Here is an 18823-nt window from a genome sequence, read left to right as displayed (position 1 = left end):
AGCCCCCCCGCCGTGTGTCAGTTGGTTGCCCGGGCGGGGAAGGGAACGGTCCATTCCACGACCGTGCCGGTGGGCTGGTTGGGTGTGATGGTGAGGCTGCCGCCGAGATCGGTGGCGCGCCGGCGGAGATTGTCCAGGCCGCTGCGACGGTTGACGGCCGGGTCGATGCCGGACCCGTTGTCGGCTACGCGCAGCCCCAACCGCGTGCCGTCCGTCTCGGCGGTGACCTCGACGGCACTCGCGTGCGCATGCCGGGCGGTGTTCGACAGCGTCTCGCGCAGCACCGCCAGCACATGCTCGGCATGCTCAGCCGGTACGTCGGTGTCCAGCAGGCCGGTCATACGCAGGGCGGGCGTGAAGCCGAGGGTCTCGGCGGCCTGGTCGGTCTCGGCGAGCAGCTTGGAGCGCAGCCCGCCGTGCCCGTCATCACGGTCGCGCTCGCGCAGCGCGTAGATCGTGCCCCGCACGGTCTTGATGGTGTCGTCGAGATCGTCGACCACCCGCTGGACGCGCTCGGCCACCTCGGGCCGGTCGGAGACACGGCCGATCACCGAGTTCAGGGTCAGTCCGGAGGCGAACAGCCGCTGGATGGCCAGGTCGTGCAGGTCGCGGGCGATTCGGTCCCGGTCACTGAGCACCAGCAGCTGCTCGGCCTCGCGCCGGTGCTCGGCGATCTCCAGGGCGAGCGCGGCCTGGTCGGCGAAACCGTCGACCATGGTCATGGCCGCCTCGGAGAACTCCGCACCGCCGGGCAGGTTGGCGACCTGCAGTACCCCGCGCACGTGCTCTCCGCCTCCCAGCGGAAGCAGGAATCCCGGCCCCAAATCGATCTGTGCCGCGGAACCGCCGCCGGCCTGCGGCTCCTGCGACAGCGCACTGCTGGAGATCCGCTGATTGGAGTGGTAGACCTTCGTGGCCAGCGTGGTGGCCGGCAGCACCAGTCCCTGCACCCGTTCGGCGCCCTCGCCGTCGGCTGCCTCGATCACCAGCTCCTCGCCGCCGTCGAACGGCACCGCCAGCGTCACCAGGTCCGCATCGGACAGCGTTCTGACGGTGGCCGCGACCTGGCGCAGCACCTGCGCAGGGTCGGTACCCGACAGCAGGCTACGGGTCAGTTCACTGCTCGCCGCCAGCCACCGCTCACGGCGCCGCGTCTCGTCGTACAACCGGGCGTTGTCGATCGCCACACCGGCCGCGGCAGCCAGCGTGCGCAGTACCGCCTCGTCCTCGTCGTCGAACTGCGCCCCACCGCGCTTGTCGGTCAGGTACAGGTTGCCGAACACCTGGTCCCGCACCCGAACCGGCGCTCCGAGGAACGTGGTCATCGGAGGATGCCCCTCGGGAAAGCCGACGGAGGCGGCATGGCGGCCCAGGTCGGCCAGACGCAGCGGCTCCGGCTCCTTGATCAGCAGCCCGAGGATGCCGTGTCCCTCGGGATAGTGGCCAATCCTCCGTACGGTGTCCTCGTCCATGCCCACGGTGATGAACTGCCGAATCCGTCTCTCGTCCCCGAGCACGCCCAGTGCCCCGTACTGGGCATCCACCAGGGCGACCGCGGACTCGGTGATCCGCCGCAGCACCACGTCGAGATCCAGGTCGGAGCCGATGGAGAGCACCGCGTCCAGCAGGGTGTGCACCCGGTCCCGGGTCGCACGCACCTGGGTGATCTGCGCCTGCAGGCCCTCCAGCAGCTCATCCAGCCGCAACTGGGGCGCCGTCGGACCGTTGTCGAGTCCTTCGGCCGGCCTCTCCGCCATTCCCGCTCCCTCCGGAAGGTGCCATGGGCACCCCCTGATCATGCCCGAACGACCCTGCCCGCACTCGAACGCATGTGTTAAGGGTCGCTCGTCGTGGCAGTCAGATCCTATGCCCCCCGACGTCGCCGACCGAGGCCCGTGTCCGGCCCGAACTGTCGCGGGCCGGCCCTTACCAGGCTCCGCGAGGCGGGAGCCGTTCGGCTCTTCCGCCAGAGACGAACGGCCCTGGCCAGGACCACGCGACCGCCCGGACTCCGGAGGCATGGACACAGGGAGCGTGCCGGCGACGAACGCAGTCACCTGGGTACGTCGGCCGCGAGCGGTGAACCGCATTGTGCTCGCGATGCTCCCGCGAATCGGAAACTGGCCGGCCGCAGCCGGACTGGCCGCCGTCGACGGGCTGCTCCTGTTGCTCAGCCTGGGTGCCGCCCAGTGGTGGGTGCTGCACCACCACATCACCGGCGCCGGCACATGGATCCCTGCAACCGCTGTCGCCTGGCTGGCCGGACTGGTCGTCTCCTGCGCGACAGCCGTGCCACTGTGGCACCCCGGCCAGTCTCCCTTGCTGATCGCCGGGATCGAAGCTCTCGCCGGTCTCCTCATGGCGGCTACCGTCGCCGCCGTCACAGGAGCCGTGTTGGTCCGCCTCGCGAACCGAGCGGCAGAGCCTGCATGAAGTGCTCCCACACCCGGCGCAGGAGCGTGGGCGGAGGCGCGCGCTCGTGCCGAACCGGCAACGGTGACGCCCTGACCGTGCTCACGGCACGGGAAGCCGAACACCCACGGACGCACACGTGGACAACTGGTGAGGCGGGCCGGATGCTATCCGCCAATGCCGGTCACCCATGGACGAAATGCCGACTCGTTTCGATGCCTCGAGCGATATGCCGCCCGAGAGGCCTTCGACCTGGTCAGGACGGCATCCAGAGCCCCTCGTTATAGGGGCGTCCGTGAGACGAGAAGCCCCGCGGGTGCGGCCCGGCGGGGCAGCGCGGGTGACCTGGCCGTCAGCCGGGCGTCACTTCCGAGATCAGCACCCGGGCGCGGGTCTCGATCGCGTCGTGGATGGGGCGTACGGCCTCGACACCCTGCGCGGCCGGGTCCTCGAGTTGCCAGTCGAGGTACCCCTTACCAGGGAAGACGGGCAGGTGTCGCATGGTGGTGGCGGTGTTTGCCCCGGAGAGGAGGGGCGGGACCAACGAGATCGAGGTCAGCGACACTGCCGTCCACACGAATCGCTCGGCTGGGCGAGCGCTCCAACCTAGAAGAACGACGGCAAAGAGCCTGCGTTGATCCTTGCCAGCTCATGGACAGCGGACGGCATCCACCGTGTGCGGCGGTCGACGACAGGCGTTCACCGACACGGCGTGTGTTGATGCCGCCGTGTTATCGCTAGCGGCTGCCGCTGCGCCGGTATAGCGTTGTGATTCAGCAGTCGTGGTTCCGAAGTCCCGTTCGCCCGTGATCGCCATCACGGGCGTTCTTGCTGTTCAGCGCCTCTCCGGACCAGGGCGATCACCTCCCGGGTGCGCAGGTCGCGGGCCCGGTTCTCTCTCAAAGGAGACGGTCATGGCCACGGGCACTGTGAAGTGGTTCAACAGCGAGAAGGGCTTCGGCTTCATCGAGCAGGACGGCGGCGGCCCCGACGTCTTCGCCCACTACTCCAACATCGCCGCCCAGGGCTTCCGCGAGCTGCAGGAGGGCCAGAAGGTGACGTTCGACGTCACCCAGGGCCAGAAGGGCCCGCAGGCGGAGAACATCCGCCCCGCCTGATCCCGCAGCCTCAGTAAGGCCGGCTTCCCTTCGGGAGTCGGCCTTACCTCCTGTCGGACTGGTCCGTAGGCGAGGAGCCGGTCCGTGCTCAGACATCGCCGCGTCCGGATGAGCCATAGGCAGCAACAGCGTGCGGGAGCACCCCCGTGCGGACAGATGGGAGGATGGTGCCTGACACAGACGCATGCGGCGGTTCGACGGTGAGCGCGACAGCGTGGTCCCGGAGCCGGCCGGTGAGTTCAGGCTCATGAACTCCCCGGCACCCGCTGCTTCTACGGCTGGCATCCGCTCGCGAAGCGCGCCTGCGACCTGCGGCACTCGGGTCTGTCCACCTGAAAGCTCGTCGAGCATGCGCCGTTTCTCCGACGGCGTATCCCCGCCCGGCAGGACCATCACCCCCCCGTTCCCCGGGCCGGGATCGGCGTCCCAGGCCACCCGGAGACCGGCATCGGAGCGATCGTGGGTGACGATCCCCCGCTGTCCGACCGGCATTCACTGGACATGCTCGGCCTGAGCGAGGACCGACTCGCCCCGGACATGGCCCGCGAGCGGATCGAGCTGCACCGCCGGGAACTGCGGTACCGAGGTGACCGCTCCAGGCCCGAAATCAAGGACCGGGCCGTGATCCTCATCGATGACGGGCTCGCCACCGGCGCCACCGCACGCGCCGCCCTGCGCCACCTGCGCCACCTGCGCTACCTGCGCCGCCAGGGCCCGGCGCGGCTGATCCTTGCCGTCCCCGTCTGTGCTCCCGACACCGCCGCAGCGACGCGCTCGGAAGCCGATGACGTCGTCTGTCTGCACCAGCCGCCGGACTTCCTCACAGTCGGACAGTGGTACGACGACTTCGACCAGGCCAGCGACGAGGAGGTCATGCAGGCACTGCACGAACACGGTGCCCCGGCAGGCAGGCGTTGAGTGGTCCGGAACCGGACCGGCGGATCGATCCCCGGCCATGCACCTGAGGCTGCGGATCCGCACACGGGCGAAGCGGTCCACCTGGACGAGGTGGCGCGTGCCTCTGGGCTGCCTCCCGAGGAGACTTCTGGGCTGCTTGACGACCTGGTCACCGTGCACGGCACCGCGACTGGAACCGGCCGGATCCGACAGGCCGGACACGGGGCCCGGTTCGAGGTCAGGCCCGGCTTGTGAGTTCACCCGGCTGACGTTCACCGGGGCGGCCCGACTCGTGACGTGAGTCGCCGCACTGGGTCGGACCATGCCTGCGGGTCGGGCCAGGGAAAGGTATGGGCGACCGGCGTCGCGATGCATTCCCCGTCAGTCACCAGCCCCGGCATCGCGGCATGTCTGGCCAGCCGACCGGGTGCGACGGCTCGCGTCCGCGCCGAGCCCGCGTCGCCAAGGAAAACTCCGCGAACTCCTCCGCGATTGCTGGGAGTTGCCAAAGAGATCGCATCACGCGGGCGGTTGCGCGGTGATCCGCCGGGCGTACACCTCGATCTCGATCTTCATGCGGGGGTCGGCGAGGCCGCACATGAGCATGGTGGCGGCCGGCCGGACCTCTCCGAACGCGCGACGTAGCACCGGCCAGCAGGGCTCGAAGTCCGCCCGGTCGGGCAGCAGGTAGCGCACCCGCACCACGTCAGCGAAGGTGCACTTCGCTTCGGTCAGGGCGACCTCGATGTTGCGCAAACACTGCTCCGCCTGCTCCACCACGTCGTCGGAAATCGTCATGGTGGTGTAGTCGAATCCGGTTGTTCCGGACACATGGACCCAGTCGCCGTCGACCACAGCGCGGGCATAGCCGATTTGTTCCTCGAACGTCGAGCCGCTGAGTATTGAACGTCGCTCCGTCATGCGCCGAACGCTAGGTGACCAGGACCGATACGTCTAATACGGCCTCACGTGTGGAGTGATATCTCTGGGCGTATGGAGCGCCCTGAACTTCCCCTTCCGCAGCTGCACGCCTTCGTCGTTCTCGCCGAGGAACTCCACTTCGGCCACGCCGCTACCCGCTTGGGCATCGCCCAGCCGCCGCTGAGCCAGCAGATCCGCCGTCTGGAGGACAAGGTCGGCTACGCGCTGTTCAGCCGCGAACCCGGGCGCATCGGACTCACCCCGGCCGGCCGGGAGCTTCTCCCCGCCGCCCGGCATGCCCTGACCGACCTCGCGGACGGCCTGACCGCAGCCCGAGAGGCCGGGAGCGGCAGGGCCGGCCGCCTGCGGATCGGCTTCGCAGCCTCCGTCGCCCTCACTGTCCTCCCCGGCCTGCTGCGAACCTTCCGGGGACGACTTCCCGCCGTGGACCTGGACATCCGGGAGATGACCACCACACCGCAACTGGCCGCTCTGCGCGAAAGGGCGATCGACATCGGCCTGTTGCGCGAACCGCCTGCCCATGACACGGAACTCGGATTCGAGACCGTGCTGCACGAACCGTTCGTGGCCGTCCTGCCCTCCTCGCACCCACTCGCGACACAGCGAGCCGTCCGAGTCGAGCAGTTGGCCGACTGCCCTTTCGTGCTCATGCCGCGCACCGTCGGCCCCTCGCTGTACGACCAGATCACCGACTTGTGCATCACGGCAGGCTTCACACCCCAGGTGACTCAGCACGCCGTGGAATGGCAGACCGTCTGCGCCCTGGTGGAAACCGGCCTGGGCGTGTCACTGGCCCCGGAGAGCATCCGCCGTATCCGCCTCAAAGGCGTTGCCTTTCGCAGGATCGAGCCCAACGCAGTGCGCACACGAGTCGCCGTCGCTTGGCGCAAGAACGACTCAAACCCCCTCGTCCCACGCCTCCTGGCGGCTCTCAAAGCCCTGGACCAGTGAACCGCCCCGGGGCCGGCATTCCGAGTCGTGCTGCTCCACGCCAGTGCGCGTCAGATGTCACGCGTTGACCGGCTGCGGTTGCTCGCTCAACGACGTCGTCCGGAAACTCCACCCGGGTGCCTCCCCGATGGAGGGCGCCCGTATCTTCGAGGGCAGCCGGCGGCCTGGTTCCCGGCCTCCTCCCGGTGTGCGTCGTGGCGTTGGCACCTGTATGCCGCGACCGTTGCTGGTCGGTGCGGAGGACGGGTCGCCGAACGACGGGGGAGGGTTCATGCGTTCTCTGCTGATCTGGGTAGTTCGGCTGTGTGCGCTGGTGGGTTGGGTCGCGACCGCGGTCGCGTGCTTCTGGCTGCTGGGTGCCACCGCCATGCCTCGGCCGTGGACCGAGCCATATGTGTGGGGAGCCGTCGCCGTGGCGTGTGCGGTGGTACGCGTGCTGGCGCTGTGGGGTCTGCGGGTGCTGCCCGGGGAGAACAGGACGCCGGGAGAGCCGGTGTCCTTGTCGAAGGTGGCTGATCGGCGGTCCGTGTCCGGCTCCGTGTCGCTCAGTGAGGCCCTCGGGTTCTCCTTCAGCGACCTCGACGAAGCCCGGGGGTGGATCAAACTGCGCACCGGCGCTGTCTGGGCGCTGGTGGCGTTCGCCTCGGGGGCCTTCTTCGTCGCGCTGCTGACGTCGGCCAACGCGGGTGAGAAGCTCGACGACCTGCGCACGGCGGGCGCCGAGGCCAGCACGGCGACCGTCGTGGGCGGGCCGCAGGCGATCCGCGAAGAGCTGACCGACGAGCATGCCGTCAAGGGGTATGTCTCACGGCTCGTGGTCTCCGTGCCCGGCGGCCCCGGGCGGCTCCCCGTGCGTGGCGCCTACACCTACGACCGGCCCCGTGCCGGCACCGAGGTCGACGTGCTGTGGGCCAGATCGGCACCGGAGCTGGGCGGTTACGTCAACGAGAGCAAGAACCTGCGCGTGCTCGCCGAAGCACGCTGGAACGCCTTCGCGGACGACGAGCTGGGTGTCGCATCCCTGCTCGCCTTCCTCGTCATCGTGGTCGTCTTCGGGGGCGTTCTGGGCGTTGTCTTCACTCTCGCACCGCAGGCCGACGTGCTGCAGCGGCTGGCCGGGTCGGCGCCGTTCCAGACGGTCCGTGCCGCGCTGGCCGTGGCGGTGTTCTGGGCCTGGAGTCCGACGCTGCTGGGGCACGAGGCCGGTGTGCTCCAGTTGCTACTGGCGGGGGCCAGTTTCCTGCTCGTCCTGCTGGGCTACGTCTGCACATCCGTCCGGTCCTTCGTCCGCTGAGCACGCACAAGCCGGCAGGATGAGCCTTGACGTCATGGCAGCCCCGGCTGATCTTGTTCCGTCTGCCGGTCGAGGATCGCCTGCCTGATGGCCGCGCTGCCGGCGACGAACCAAGCCGGCAGGCCAACCGGGAGCCGACGGCCGCATCGAGCGCGTCGCCGTCGATGCGAGCCAGCAGCGGGCCGCGCGTACAGGCGCGCGGCATTCGTCCGTCCACACCCAGGCGGGTCCGGACTTCCTCGGGTGCCCCGATCGCGAACCGGGCGATCGCCACCAGCGTCGAGGGGCGCACAGGGCCAGCAGTGCACCGAGCCGGTAGCGGCGGCCCTGGCGGCATCGCGGATCGGGCAGTCGATGGCGCTCGTAGACCGTCTTCCACGGCCCGAGCCGCTCGGGCAGATCCCGCCGCTGCACCCCGGTCCGCACCCGTGCAAAATGCCGTCGATCGCCTGCCGCTGCTCCCGTCACCGGTCACAACGGCCATTGCTGACCTGCAGGAACAGCTCATGCCGCTCGCACCCCGCATCCGATAGATCACCTCGCCCCATGCCCCGAACAGCGATCCGACAGGACGCCAGTCACATGATCGGCTGGCTAGTAGCCTGCGGCCATGCCTGACCCCTCCCGGTTCGCGGTCCCCACCCGCTTCGACGGTGCCCCTGAGCGAGTCGCAGTTCCCCTCAGCGGATCACGACCTGGAGCTCGCGGATGACGCCGCGGGATCCGTTGATGCATTGCGGCAAGTCGTCTCACGGCTGGACCGCTTCATCAACTCTCACGGCTGAAGCGTTCGGACAGGGCCCAGTCAGCCCCCCCCGCAGCGGGAGAACCTCAGGTGGAGACAGCAGTGCGGGACAGGGCGGTGCGCAGCGCGAACGCGCCGAGCAGGCCGCCTGCTGTGAACCGTTGGGCGGTCATGGCGCGGGGCCGGGCGGCCAGAAACCCCGAGACCCGTGCTGCGCCCAGCATGATCAGAGCGTTCACGGCGATGCCCACGACGATCTGCACACCACCGAGCTGGAGGAGTTGTCCCCAGGCCGGACCTGCCTGCGGGTCCAAGAACTGGGGCAGTAGGGCGGCGTACATGAGAGCGATCTTGGGGTTGAGCAGGTTGGTCAGGAGCCCCATCGAGAACAGGCGGGCATCGGAGACCGGAGGCAGGTCTTGGGCCGGGGCGAAGGGCGAGCGGCCGCCGGGCTTGAGCATGCCCCAGGCGAGGTAGGCCAGGTAGGCGGCCCCGGCAAGCTTGACCACCGTGAATGCCACCGGCACGGCGGCGAACAACGCGGACAGGCCCGCAGCCGCGGCCAGCAGATAGCACACGAATCCCACGGCGGTACCACTGAGGCTAACCAGGCCGGCCCTGCGGCCTTGGGTGATCGCGCGGGAGGCGAGGTGGACCATGTTCGGTCCCGGAGTCAGCGCCATGCCCAGTTCGACCAGTGCTACTCCTCCGACTGCGGTCAGAGTGATCACCGGTCAACCTCCAGGTCGTTCGTCGGGTACCTGATACGACTGGGGTTACCCGGCTGCAAAGGATGGACACGACGCGTGAGCAGCGCCTGCCTCGCCCACTGCAGCATACGGCCTTGCCGCTCAAAATCTTCGTGCGCCCCCGGCCCCGTTCCTGGCCCGGCCTCCGGCGCGCAAGCGCATCTCCACGGCTATGGCCGATGCGGCACTGCACCTGCTAGAAGATCACGGAGGCGACCTCGGCGGACTGCGCCAGGACGCGGAAAATGACCCGCAGCGGGAAGGGGAACTGCTCCGGCACTTCGCCAACGTGGATGACGACGTGGTGGATGCCTTCTTCCGGGAAGCCCAGCTGCTGTGGCAGGAGCTGGGCCCGTTCGCGGACAAGAAGGCGCTCGACGCAGCCGATCGGCTCGCCTTGGGCGGGAGTGCAGGCTCCTTGCGTTCTCTCGTGGATGACGACCGCAATTCGTACGGCCTCATCGACTCACTGGTGAGGATCCGGCGCGAGGAGGACGGCTACCAGAAGGTGCGCGAACTGGTCGGCCAGCAGGGGTGAGTTCCTCGGCCGGACCTCGCTGGGGGCCGCCGCCGCGCAGCCCGGTGCCCGCTGCCCGATGGCTGAGCGGCCGGGCCCGGGACCGGCCATCAGGTGGCGGATCCGCCTCCGACTGCCATGACGGCGTCGTCGATCCGGTCAGCGAGGTCGAGCGTGGTCACGGCTTGCACCGAGCGGGTCTGGACGGTGAGCGCACGGACGAGGTGAACCGCGGCGTCGGCGGCGTCCGCATCGCCGAGCCGGGCCCGCGACGCCACCTCTTCCACCAGATGCTGATGGCTGATCATGTTGCCTCCCGCAGGTGCGGTGGGGCGCTGCCCGAGGGTGCGGTTGACTCCGGCCCCCAGGGGACTCCGGCGCGACGAGTGCCCCCTGGGGTCGGCGCGTACACGGATCACTGCCGTGCGCCACGCTCACGGATCGCGGCCCTCCGCCGGTTCCACACCGTCGTGTGCGGCGGTCGCGATCAGGAAGGATCCCCGGTTTCCGCCGACGGTCGGCGCGGGACCGCTGGACACGTACCGGAGGTCGGGGCAGTCGGGGGACGGCTCGTGTGCGGGTCCGGGCTCCGAGCTCCGCTGCGGGGGAACCGGGAGCGATTCGGGCGACGGGCCGGACTGGGTTCGGGCACCGGACTTGGTGGGGACGGCCGTGCCCGGCGGGCCGAGTGGTCTTCTTCGCCGCGGGCGCCGAGGCGGCCACGGCGGTGATGGCCGGGGCGCAGTTGCCCGACCGGTTGCTGACGGCGGTGTCTGAGTTGAACCAACGCCTGACCCAGCTCGTCGAGCACCACGCCCCACAGCTACTCACACCGGTGGGCATCGACCCGGGCAGTGCCGTCACTCTCCTGATCACCATGGGAGACAATCCCGAGCGGCTGAACACCGAGGCGCCCTTCGCTGCTTTGTGCGGAAGCAGTCCCGTCGAGTACTCCTCGGCCGGCGGGTCTCGCGTCGGCTCAACCACGGCGGCGACCGCCAGGCCAACGCTGCTCTGCACCGGATCGTGTTCACCCGGCTGCGCCACGACCCGCGCACCCAGGCGCACTACGAACGCCGCACCCAGGAGGGCATGACCCGACGGGAGATCATTCGATGCCTCGAGCGATATGCCGCCCGAGAGGTCTTCGACCTGGTCAGGACGGCATCCAGAGCCCCTCGTTATAGGGGCGTCCGTGAGACGTGAGAGGGTCTGGGGCGTGAGTGAGACACCGTCGAACACCCTGCAATACCGCTTTGACGGGCCAGAAGAGGCTCCCGTCCTGATCCTCGGTCCCTCACTGGGTACCACCTGGCACATGTGGGACCGCCAGATCCCCGAGCTGATCAAACAGTGGCGCGTCTTCCGGTTCGACCTGCCCGGCCACGGCGGCGCCCCCGCCTACCCGGCCGGGTCCGTGGGTGACCTCGGCACGCGGCTGCTGGCCACCCTCGAAGGGCTCGGCGTCCAGCGTTTCGGCTATGCGGGCTGCGCGCTCGGCGGCGCCGTCGGCATCGAGCTGGCCCTGCGCCACCCGGAGCGGCTCGCCTCGCTCGCGCTGATCGCCGCATCGCCGCGCTTCGGCACGGCCGACGAGTTCCGGCAGCGGGGCGTGATCGTCCGCACCAACGGCCTCGACCCCATCGCCCGTACCGCGCCCGAACGCTGGTTCACCGGCGGGTTCGCCGCCGCACAGCCCGCGATCACCGAGTGGGCCGTGCAGATGGTGCGTACCACCGACCCCGGCTGCTACATCGCCTCCTGCGAGGCGCTCGCCTCGTTCGACGTCCGCCCCGAGCTCGGGCGGGTCGGCGTGCCGACCCTGGTACTGGTCGGCTCGGACGACCAGGTCACCGGCCCCGCCGAGGCCCGCACGCTGGTCGCGGGCATCCCGGACGCGCGCCTCGCGGTCGTCCCCGGCGCCTCCCACCTGGTCCCGGTGGAGCAGCCCGCGGCCGTCACCGACCTGCTGGTGCGGCACTTCTCCACCGCCTGGCAGCCCGCGTTCGAGACCTCCACCGGCCAGAACGTCCTGCCCCCGGCCGCCCTGAAGCCGGTCCTGTCGCCGGCCCCGCCGCAGCCCCCGCAGACCGGGCCCGTCGCCGAGATCGCCCCGGTCGCCGTGCCGCCGCAGGCGCAGGGGCGGCCCGACCCCTACGACGCCGGGATCAAGGTCCGCCGCGAGGTGCTGGGCGACGCGCACGTCGACCGGGCCCTGGCCCAGGCCGACGAGTTCTCCGGGGACTTCCAGGAGTTCATCACCCGCTACGCCTGGGGCGAGATCTGGGACCGCCCCGGCCTCGACCGGCGCACCCGCAGCTGCGTCACCCTCACCGCCCTGGTCGCCGGGGGGCACCTGGACGAGCTGGCCTTCCACACCAGAGCCGCCCTGCGCAACGGCCTCACCCCGGGCGAGATCAAGGAAGTGCTGCTCCAGGCGGCCGTCTATTGCGGCGTTCCGGCCGCGAACAGTGCGTTCAAGGTGGCCCAGCAGGTCATCCGCGAGGAGACCACGCCGCAGGAGTGAGCCTCCCCACGGCCCCCGGGGCAGGATGGAGACCATGAAGCTCACGAAGAAGTCGCACGCCTGCGTCCGCCTGGAGAAGGACGGCCGGACGCTCGTCCTCGACCCCGGCGGGTTCAGCGAGGAGGACGCCGCGCTCGGCGCCGACGCCCTCCTCGTCACCCACGAGCACCCCGACCACTTCGACGAGTCCCGGCTGCGCGCCGCGATGGAGCACAACCCGGCAGCCGAGATCTGGACGCTCAAGGCGGTCGCGGAGAAGCTCTCCGCCGCCTTCCCCGGCCGCGTCCACACCGTCGGCCACGGCGACACCTTCACCGCCGCCGGCTTCGACGTCCAGGTGCACGGCGAACTCCACGCGGTGATCCACCCGGACATCCCGCGCATCACCAACGTCGGCTACCTCGTCGACGGCGGCAAGGTCTTCCACCCCGGCGACGCCCTCACCGTCCCGGACCACCCGGTGGAGACGCTGATGCTCCCCGTGATGGCCCCCTGGAGCAAGATCTCCGAGGTCATCGACTACGTGCGCGAGCTGAAGCCGCAGCGCGCCTACGACATCCACGACGCCCTCCTCACCGACCTGGCCCGCCCCATCTACGACCGGCAGATCGGGCAGCTCGGTGGCTCGGACCACCTGCGGCTGACGCCCGGGGAGTCCGCCGAGGTCTGACGGGGCCGGGTGTCACACCCGCCGGGTAGGTTGTGGGACATGCGCATCGCGACCTGGAACGTGAACTCGATCACCGCCCGCCTGCCGAGGCTCCTGGCCTGGCTGGAGAACAGCGGCACGGACGTGCTGTGCCTCCAGGAGGCCAAGGTCGCCGAGGAGCAGTTCCCGTCGGAGCAACTGCGCGAGCTGGGCTACGAGGCGGCGGTCCACGCGACCGGCCGGTGGAACGGCGTGGCGGTGCTCTCCCGCGTCGGCATCGAGGACGTCGTCAAGGGCGTGCCCGGCGACCCCGGGTTCGACGGCTCGGTGGAGCCCCGCGCCATCTCGGCGACCTGCGGCCCGCTCCGCGTCTGGTCGGTCTACGTGCCGAACGGCCGCGAGGTGGACCACCCGCACTACGCCTACAAGCTCCAGTGGTTCGAGGCGCTGAAGGCCGCCGTCGCCGGTGACGCGGCGGGCAGCCGCCCCTTCGCGGTGATGGGCGACTACAACGTGGCGCCGACCGACGACGACGTCTTCGACCCGGCCTTCTTCGAGGGCTCCACCCACGTCACCCCCGCCGAGCGCGCAGCCCTCGCCTCCCTGCGCGAGGCGGGCCTGTCCGACGTGGTCCCGAGGCCCCTCAAGTACGACCAGCCGTTCACGTACTGGGACTACCGCCAGCTCTCCTTCCCGAAGAACCGCGGCATGCGCATCGACCTGGTGTACGGCAACGCTCCCTTCGCCAAGGCCGTCAGCGACGCGTACGTGGACCGCGAGGAGCGCAAGGGCAAGGGCGCGTCGGACCACGCGCCCGTGGTCGTGGACCTGGACGTCTAGGGCCTCAGCAGCCGCAGATCGACCGAGTCCGCCAGGGCCGCAAGCCCCGTGTCGCCCGGATGCAGATGGTCCCCGCTGTCATAGGCGGGCAGCATCCGGGACGGCCGCTGCGGATCACGGACCACCGCGTCGAAGTCGAGCACGCCGTCGAAGACCTCGCCGGCGCGGATCCACGCGTTCACCTCGGCCCGCTCGGCATCGACGGCGGCCGTGCACCGCGCCTCGCCCTCACAGGGCAGGATCGTCGCCGCGAGCATCCGCAGCCCCCGGGCGTGCCCGCGCGCCGCGAGCTCGCGCAGCCCCGCGATCAGCTGCTCCGCCGAGGTGCCCCACCGCAGGTCGTTGATGCCCTCGAAGACGACGGCCGTACGCGTCGACGGCTGGGCGAGGACGTCCCGGTCGAAGCGGTGCAGGGCGCTCACCCCGGCCGTGTCCGTGGACACCCCGTCCCCGGGGTACCGGTCGGTGACCACACGGTTGCCCGAGACGCCCAGGTTCAGCACGCCGTAGCGCGGGACGGTGCTCTGCTTCAGGAGCCGGCCGGCCAGCACGTTCGGCCAGCGCCGGTTGGCGTCCACCGTCGACTTGTCGCCATCGGTGATCGAGTCCCCGAGCAGCACCACCGACCCGGGACCGCCGCTCACGTCGACCCCGGCGAGCAGCGGCCAGCGGGTGATCACCGAGGTGTACGCCCCGGCGGCGCCCTCCGCCGTGTGGTCGCCGGGCTCGCTGACGTAGGAACGCTGCTGCGCGAGCCCGTGCACGGGCGCCGCGGAAACCGTCCCGGGCAGATGGAAGCTCACCAGGAGGTTGGTGTCCGCCGGGACGGAGAAGCCGAGCGGATCGCTGTACGCCTGTGCCCCGGCGGGGAGCGTCACGCCCGCCGCACCGCCGAACGACAGCGCCACCGGCGTAGCCCGCGAGGCCGCGCCTGACGCCTGCACCGCGACCGTGGCGCTCCCGATCCGTACCGGAGCCGCGGCGAAGGTGTTGTCGAACCGCAGCCGCACCCGGGGCCCGCCGGCCGATGTGTGCACGACCAGCCGCAGCGTCCGGTCCGTCCACGGACCCACGGCGGCGTAGCCGCCCGTGGCCGTCGTCCAACTGCCCGTCCAGCCCGGTGTGGCGGTCCGTACCGACACCGCGAAGACGTGCAGCCCGGCCGCGCGCGGCAGCCGGACGGACGTCACCGCGCGGCCCGGAACCAAGGGCACCGTCACGACGTACAGGCGGGCCTGCCGGGCGACCTGGCCACCAGGTGTGTTGATGTGCGGCAGGGTCACCGCCTTGGTCGCGAGCGGCCCGGTGCGCCAGTCGGACGCGGTCAGCCGGTACCCGGAGCGGGTGCCGTTCGCGTAGGTGACCGTGCCCGGGCCGCCCACCTCGGTGCCGGCGGTGCCCGCCACCAGGAAGGCCAGGGCGTCCCCGCGCCCCGTGATCCGGACGTCCTGCCCGGCGGCGCGGACGTTGTCCCGCTCCCCGGGCTGCCGCTTCGGCCAGGCCAGCCGGGCGCCCTGCACGGTGAGGGCGCGGCCGGGCGTCCAGCCTGCGGCGCTGAGGTCCCGCGCCGACAGGGAGGCGCCGGACCCGTCGAAGTCGGCCTCCTCGGGGGAGCCGTCGTCGCTGACCGCCACGTTGTCGAACAGCCGCTCAAGCGGCACCGGCGCGGCCCGTCCCTCCGCGGCGGCATGCGCCGACACCGCCGGGACCGGCGACCCGCACAGGGCCAGGACGATCAGGATCCCCCGGACACATCGGCGCACGGCCGACTCCTCCCGCTCATCGACACACGACGCGACAACGGCAAACGCAGGGACGGAACTGATGAGGTAACGACGGCAGAGACGCAAGGCGCACGGTGAAGTTAGGGAGACAGGAGTGACCCGTCAACGCACGCTGCCTGAACTCGGCCTGAACTCGTCCGGGATCGGCGGGTCCGCGCGCCCTGTGGTGCGTACGGCGGTACGAATGACACGCTGGACGTATGAACATCCCTTTCCTGGGCAACCGGCGCCAGAAGGTCGGGGTCCCCGATCCGGCAGGCATCGCGGAACTCCTCGCCGAGTGCGAACTTCTCCGCTCCCAGGCGTCCCGGGCGGGTGTCCGGCTGGACGACACGGCTGCCTCGCTGGAGGCGCTCGACCAGCTCCTGCCGCGCTGGCGGGACGACGAGGAGACCCTGAACTGGCTCGGCAACGACGCCGGTCTCTACCTGGGCAGCGTCATCGTGCGCACCGTGGCGGGCGCCGCCTGGGAGATCCGTCCCGACGGGCAGCCCGTCGTACGCCTGGACTCCGGTCGCGAGTTCGACGTCGTCGACTCCGGCCACGAGTGGGCCGCGTACGGGGTGCCCGAGCTGTCACAGCTGTACGCGGAAGTCGCGGAGTCGTGAGCCCCATGGCCGCAACCTTTGGCCCAAAGTCCGACGTAAATACGGCTAATGATCGAAAAGTGCGTGTCGCCCGACAAGTCCGATCTTGCCTGGATACGTTGCGGCAACCACCACACAGCTGAGAGTGAGTAGGGCTGAGCATGGCCGTCGAGCCGCTGATCGAGCTGCGTGACGTCAACAAGCACTTCGGGGAGCTGCATGTCCTGCAGGACATCAACCTCACCGTCGGCCGGGGGGAGGTGGTCGTGGTGATCGGCCCGTCGGGGTCGGGGAAGTCGACCCTCTGCCGGGCGATCAACCGGCTGGAGACCATCGAGTCCGGGGACATCGTCCTCGACGGGCAGCCGCTGCCGTTGGAGGGCAAGCCCCTGGCCCGGCTGCGCGCCGACGTCGGGATGGTCTTCCAGGCGTTCAACCTCTTCGCCCACAAGACCGTCCTGCAGAACCTCTCCCTGGGGCAGGTCAAGGTGCGCGGGCGCCGGAAGGAGGACGCCGACAAGCGCTCCCGTGAACTCCTCGACCGGGTCGGCGTCGCCGACCAGGCGGACAAGTACCCGGCGCAGCTCTCCGGTGGTCAGCAGCAGCGTGTGGCGATCGCCCGCGCCCTGGCCATGGAGCCGAAGGCGATGCTCTTCGACGAGCCGACCTCGGCCCTCGACCCGGAGATGATCAACGAGGTGCTGGAGGTCATGAAGCAACTGGCCCGCGACGGCATGACCATGATCGTCGTCACCCACGAGATGGGCTTCGCCCGCTCGGCCGCCAACCGTGTCGTCTTCATGGCCGACGGCCGGATCGTCGAGGACCGCACCCCTGACGAGTTCTTCACCAACCCGAGCAGTGACCGCGCCAAGGACTTCCTCTCCAAGATCCTCAAGCACTGAACGGGAAGGCACCGGACGGCTCATCGCATCGGACCTCGACTACGATGTGCCCTTCATCCCTGTCGGAGAGGGGGACTTCGCCGAAGGCCGCCGAATCCGCCGGGGGTGAGCAGACCGCCCGCCCGGTCCGCGGGGCATCTCCCACCGGGTGCGGCCCCCACGGCCCGAAGGCCACGGGGGCGGCGGTTCACATCGGCCAGGCCCGTCCGGCGGCAGCCGGAGATCACTGCTCGCGCAGCGGAACCGACACGTACGACGGGTCGTTCACCGGCGAGGAGAAGGTCAGCTGCGCGCCGGACGGGTTGTGCTCGATGTAGAGCGGGTCGACCGTGTCGACGACCAGGGCGAGGCGATGCCCGGCCGGGACGTCGTAGGCCGTGGAGTACAGCTCCAGGTCGACGCCGAACGGCTTTCCGGGGGTGCGCCCGTGGAAGGTGTACGGCGCGTGGGTGACCAGCTTGCCGAGGCCGAGCGGCCCCACGTCGTACAGGTAGGCGACGAGGGTGCCGCTCTCCTTGGTCGGGGTGAGGGTCGTGTGCAACTTCGTCGTTCCGCGCACCTGTTGGGCTGTGGCCGACTTCTGCGACTGCCACACGGCGGCCCAGCGGCGGGGGAGCAGCGGGATCGAGGCCATCGGCGGCAGCTGGGCCACCTGGTCGAGGATGCTGGACAGGAAGACGACACCGCCGTCCGCCCCCGAGTTCACGTTCGCGCGGATCGTCTTCGTACCCCCGAGGTCGATCTTCCGGTCGGTCGCGCCGGCCGACTTCCAGTTCGGGTAGCCCTCGTAGCCGCCTGAGGAACGGGACTTGAGCTGGACGGGCTGCTCGCGGTCGATGCCGTTGTCCTCGCCCCTGAGGTAGTGGTCGAACCAGCGCCCGGTGTCCTTCCACACGTCGTTGGGCAGCCCGAACAGGCCGGTCAGCTCGGCGGTGGCGTGGTCTCCGGGCCGCATCTCCAGCCGCTTCGGGCCGGTCAGCTTCTCGTAGAAGTCGGCGTACTGGTTGGGCGGGAAGACGCTGTCGCCCCAGGCGTTGGCGAGCATGATCGCCGCGCCGTTCTCGTTGATCCGGTCGACATAGGTCGCAGCGGAACGTTTCTTCCCCCAGGCGACGAGTTCCGGCTCCTTCGCCAGGTTGGAGCCGTAGAAGTCGTTGAAGGTCTGCCGGAGTTCCGGGCTCTGGCGGCCCGTCACCACGCTCGCGCCGTCCAGCAGGGCGGCGGCCTGGAGGTGCTGGGTGCGCCCGGCGTAGATCGAGCCGATCAGGTCGGCCCAGCCGCTGAGCGCGGCGACCGCCTTGACGCGCTTGTCGTGCGCGGCGGTGAGCAGGCTGATGCCCGCCCCGTAGGAGACGCCCGCCATGCCGATGTGCCCGGCGTCGGCGGGGGTGTGGGCGAGCGCCCAGTCGATGACCTTCGACGCGTCGGCGACGTCGGGTGGGCCCGCCACTTCTATCTCGCCGCCCGACTGCCAGAAGCCGCGCACGTTGTACGTGAGCACGACGTACCCGGAGTCGGCGAGCTTCTGCGCCTGGGCCAGGTACTCGACCTGGGGGAGTCCCCAGCTCGTGGGCATGACGAGCAGCGGGTAGCGGTCGGTGGCGCCGGCCCCGGCCGGGGTGACGACGTTCGCCTTGAGGACGGTGCCGCCGTCGCCGGCGATGTCGACGAAGCGGACGGGGTTCGGGGCCGCCTGGGCGGTGGGGGCGAATCCGAGGGCGGTGCCGGCGACCAGGGTCGCCGAGACGGCGCCTACGGCGGTGGTGCGCAGGGCCTTGCGGTGGGGTCCCACGGTCACTCCTCACTCGTGTCAGTGCAAAGTGACCGAACGGTAACCTCGACCTCTTACCAGAGGTAACCCGTCGGTAAGTTACGTGCCAGTAACGATTGTTGAGCAGTGGAGGAC

The 18823-nt window shown here is 70.3% G+C and carries 18 protein-coding genes and 3 pseudogenes; 12 read left to right on the top strand and 9 right to left on the bottom strand.

Features of this window, described 5'->3' with window-relative positions; translation table 11 throughout:
- Window positions 1–17: 17 nt before the first annotated feature.
- Window positions 18–1757, bottom strand: a complete 1740-nt coding sequence (locus BJ965_RS06675) for a sensor histidine kinase (RefSeq protein ID WP_246545849.1) — start codon at window positions 1755–1757, stop codon at window positions 18–20.
- 343 nt (window positions 1758–2100) lie between these two features.
- On the opposite strand from BJ965_RS06675, the gene BJ965_RS06670 reads away from it, so the two are divergent.
- Entirely contained in the window at window positions 2101–2433 is a 333-nt protein-coding gene (locus BJ965_RS06670) for a hypothetical protein (RefSeq protein ID WP_184907817.1), read from the top strand.
- A gap of 331 nt (window positions 2434–2764) precedes the next feature.
- On the opposite strand, the pseudogene BJ965_RS06665 reads toward BJ965_RS06670, so the two are convergent.
- Window positions 2765–2902 (bottom strand): annotated as a pseudogene (locus BJ965_RS06665) (phosphotyrosine protein phosphatase); the annotation flags it as partial.
- Between the two features lie 21 nt (window positions 2903–2923).
- Window positions 2924–3025, bottom strand: a pseudogene (locus tag BJ965_RS40375) (DUF6069 family protein); the annotation flags it as partial.
- 301 nt (window positions 3026–3326) lie between these two features.
- Here BJ965_RS40375 and BJ965_RS06660 point away from each other — a divergent pair.
- Together BJ965_RS06660 and BJ965_RS06655 are read left to right on the top strand one after the other, a co-directional pair.
- Window positions 3327–3530 (top strand): cold-shock protein, encoded by a 204-nt coding sequence (locus BJ965_RS06660; RefSeq protein WP_184907816.1) that lies wholly within the window; start codon window positions 3327–3329, stop codon window positions 3528–3530.
- Between the two features lie 459 nt (window positions 3531–3989).
- Window positions 3990–4448 (top strand): phosphoribosyltransferase, encoded by a 459-nt coding sequence (locus BJ965_RS06655; protein WP_313666739.1) that lies wholly within the window; start codon window positions 3990–3992, stop codon window positions 4446–4448.
- Between the two features lie 498 nt (window positions 4449–4946).
- Here the strand turns inward: BJ965_RS06655 and BJ965_RS06650 are convergent, their stop codons facing one another.
- Complete coding sequence (locus tag BJ965_RS06650) at window positions 4947–5348, bottom strand: RidA family protein (RefSeq protein ID WP_184907815.1); 402 nt, start codon at window positions 5346–5348, stop codon at window positions 4947–4949.
- Between the two features lie 72 nt (window positions 5349–5420).
- On the opposite strand from BJ965_RS06650, the gene BJ965_RS06645 reads away from it, so the two are divergent.
- Window positions 5421–6320: a LysR family transcriptional regulator gene (locus BJ965_RS06645; RefSeq protein WP_184907814.1), complete on the top strand. Its 900-nt coding sequence runs from the start codon at window positions 5421–5423 to the stop codon at window positions 6318–6320.
- 271 nt (window positions 6321–6591) lie between these two features.
- Window positions 6592–7614: a hypothetical protein gene (locus tag BJ965_RS06640; protein WP_184907813.1), complete on the top strand. Its 1023-nt coding sequence runs from the start codon at window positions 6592–6594 to the stop codon at window positions 7612–7614.
- A gap of 351 nt (window positions 7615–7965) precedes the next feature.
- Here the strand turns inward: BJ965_RS06640 and BJ965_RS06635 are convergent.
- Window positions 7966–8060 (bottom strand): annotated as a pseudogene (locus BJ965_RS06635) (transposase); the annotation flags it as partial.
- Between the two features lie 385 nt (window positions 8061–8445).
- Window positions 8446–9090, bottom strand: a complete 645-nt coding sequence (locus BJ965_RS06630) for a LysE family translocator (RefSeq protein ID WP_184907812.1) — start codon at window positions 9088–9090, stop codon at window positions 8446–8448.
- Between the two features lie 190 nt (window positions 9091–9280).
- Here BJ965_RS06630 and BJ965_RS06625 point away from each other — a divergent pair, with 190 nt between their 5' ends.
- Entirely contained in the window at window positions 9281–9646 is a 366-nt protein-coding gene (locus BJ965_RS06625; protein ID WP_184907811.1) for a hypothetical protein, read from the top strand.
- Between the two features lie 89 nt (window positions 9647–9735).
- On the opposite strand, the gene BJ965_RS39165 is transcribed toward BJ965_RS06625, so the two are convergent.
- Window positions 9736–9933 carry a hypothetical protein gene (locus BJ965_RS39165; protein WP_246545848.1) on the bottom strand — a complete coding sequence of 66 codons (198 nt, stop codon included), beginning with the start codon at window positions 9931–9933 and terminating at the stop codon, window positions 9736–9738.
- Window positions 9934–10355: 422 nt separating this feature from the next.
- Here BJ965_RS39165 and BJ965_RS40095 point away from each other — a divergent pair, with 422 nt between their 5' ends.
- The 4 genes from BJ965_RS40095 to BJ965_RS06600 all read left to right on the top strand — a co-directional run bounded on the left by BJ965_RS40095 (window position 10356) and on the right by BJ965_RS06600 (window position 13641).
- On the top strand, window positions 10356–10721 hold the full coding sequence (locus tag BJ965_RS40095) for a transposase (RefSeq protein ID WP_313667725.1): 366 nt from the start codon (window positions 10356–10358) through the stop codon (window positions 10719–10721).
- Window positions 10722–10844: 123 nt separating this feature from the next.
- The gene (pcaDC, locus tag BJ965_RS06610; RefSeq protein ID WP_184907810.1) at window positions 10845–12152 is read left to right on the top strand and encodes a bifunctional 3-oxoadipate enol-lactonase/4-carboxymuconolactone decarboxylase PcaDC; all 1308 of its coding nucleotides are present in this window, start codon (window positions 10845–10847) and stop codon (window positions 12150–12152) included.
- A gap of 34 nt (window positions 12153–12186) precedes the next feature.
- Window positions 12187–12822: an MBL fold metallo-hydrolase gene (locus BJ965_RS06605; protein WP_184907809.1), complete on the top strand. Its 636-nt coding sequence runs from the start codon at window positions 12187–12189 to the stop codon at window positions 12820–12822.
- Window positions 12823–12861: 39 nt separating this feature from the next.
- Window positions 12862–13641, top strand: a complete 780-nt coding sequence (locus BJ965_RS06600) for an exodeoxyribonuclease III (protein ID WP_184907808.1) — start codon at window positions 12862–12864, stop codon at window positions 13639–13641.
- Here the strand turns inward: BJ965_RS06600 and BJ965_RS06595 are convergent.
- Complete coding sequence (locus BJ965_RS06595) at window positions 13638–15404, bottom strand: SGNH/GDSL hydrolase family protein (RefSeq protein WP_184907807.1); 1767 nt, start codon at window positions 15402–15404, stop codon at window positions 13638–13640. The two genes, BJ965_RS06600 and BJ965_RS06595, sit on opposite strands and share 4 nt — an antisense overlap.
- A gap of 221 nt (window positions 15405–15625) precedes the next feature.
- On the opposite strand from BJ965_RS06595, the gene BJ965_RS06590 reads away from it, so the two are divergent.
- Together BJ965_RS06590 and BJ965_RS06585 are read left to right on the top strand one after the other, a co-directional pair.
- Window positions 15626–16033: a DUF6278 family protein gene (locus BJ965_RS06590; protein WP_184907806.1), complete on the top strand. Its 408-nt coding sequence runs from the start codon at window positions 15626–15628 to the stop codon at window positions 16031–16033.
- A gap of 140 nt (window positions 16034–16173) precedes the next feature.
- On the top strand, window positions 16174–16917 hold the full coding sequence (locus BJ965_RS06585; protein ID WP_184907805.1) for an amino acid ABC transporter ATP-binding protein: 744 nt from the start codon (window positions 16174–16176) through the stop codon (window positions 16915–16917).
- A 223-nt stretch (window positions 16918–17140) separates the two neighbouring features.
- Here BJ965_RS06585 and BJ965_RS06580 read toward each other — a convergent pair whose 3' ends face one another.
- Window positions 17141–18709: an alpha/beta fold hydrolase gene (locus BJ965_RS06580; protein ID WP_184907804.1), complete on the bottom strand. Its 1569-nt coding sequence runs from the start codon at window positions 18707–18709 to the stop codon at window positions 17141–17143.
- Window positions 18710–18823: the final 114 nt, after the last annotated feature.

It is taken from the genome of Streptomyces luteogriseus, assembly GCF_014205055.1.
Taxonomy (GTDB): Bacteria; Actinomycetota; Actinomycetes; order Streptomycetales; family Streptomycetaceae; genus Streptomyces; species Streptomyces luteogriseus.
Note: the sequence above shows the minus strand (reverse complement) of the source record. Positions and strands in the feature narration are given on the sequence as shown.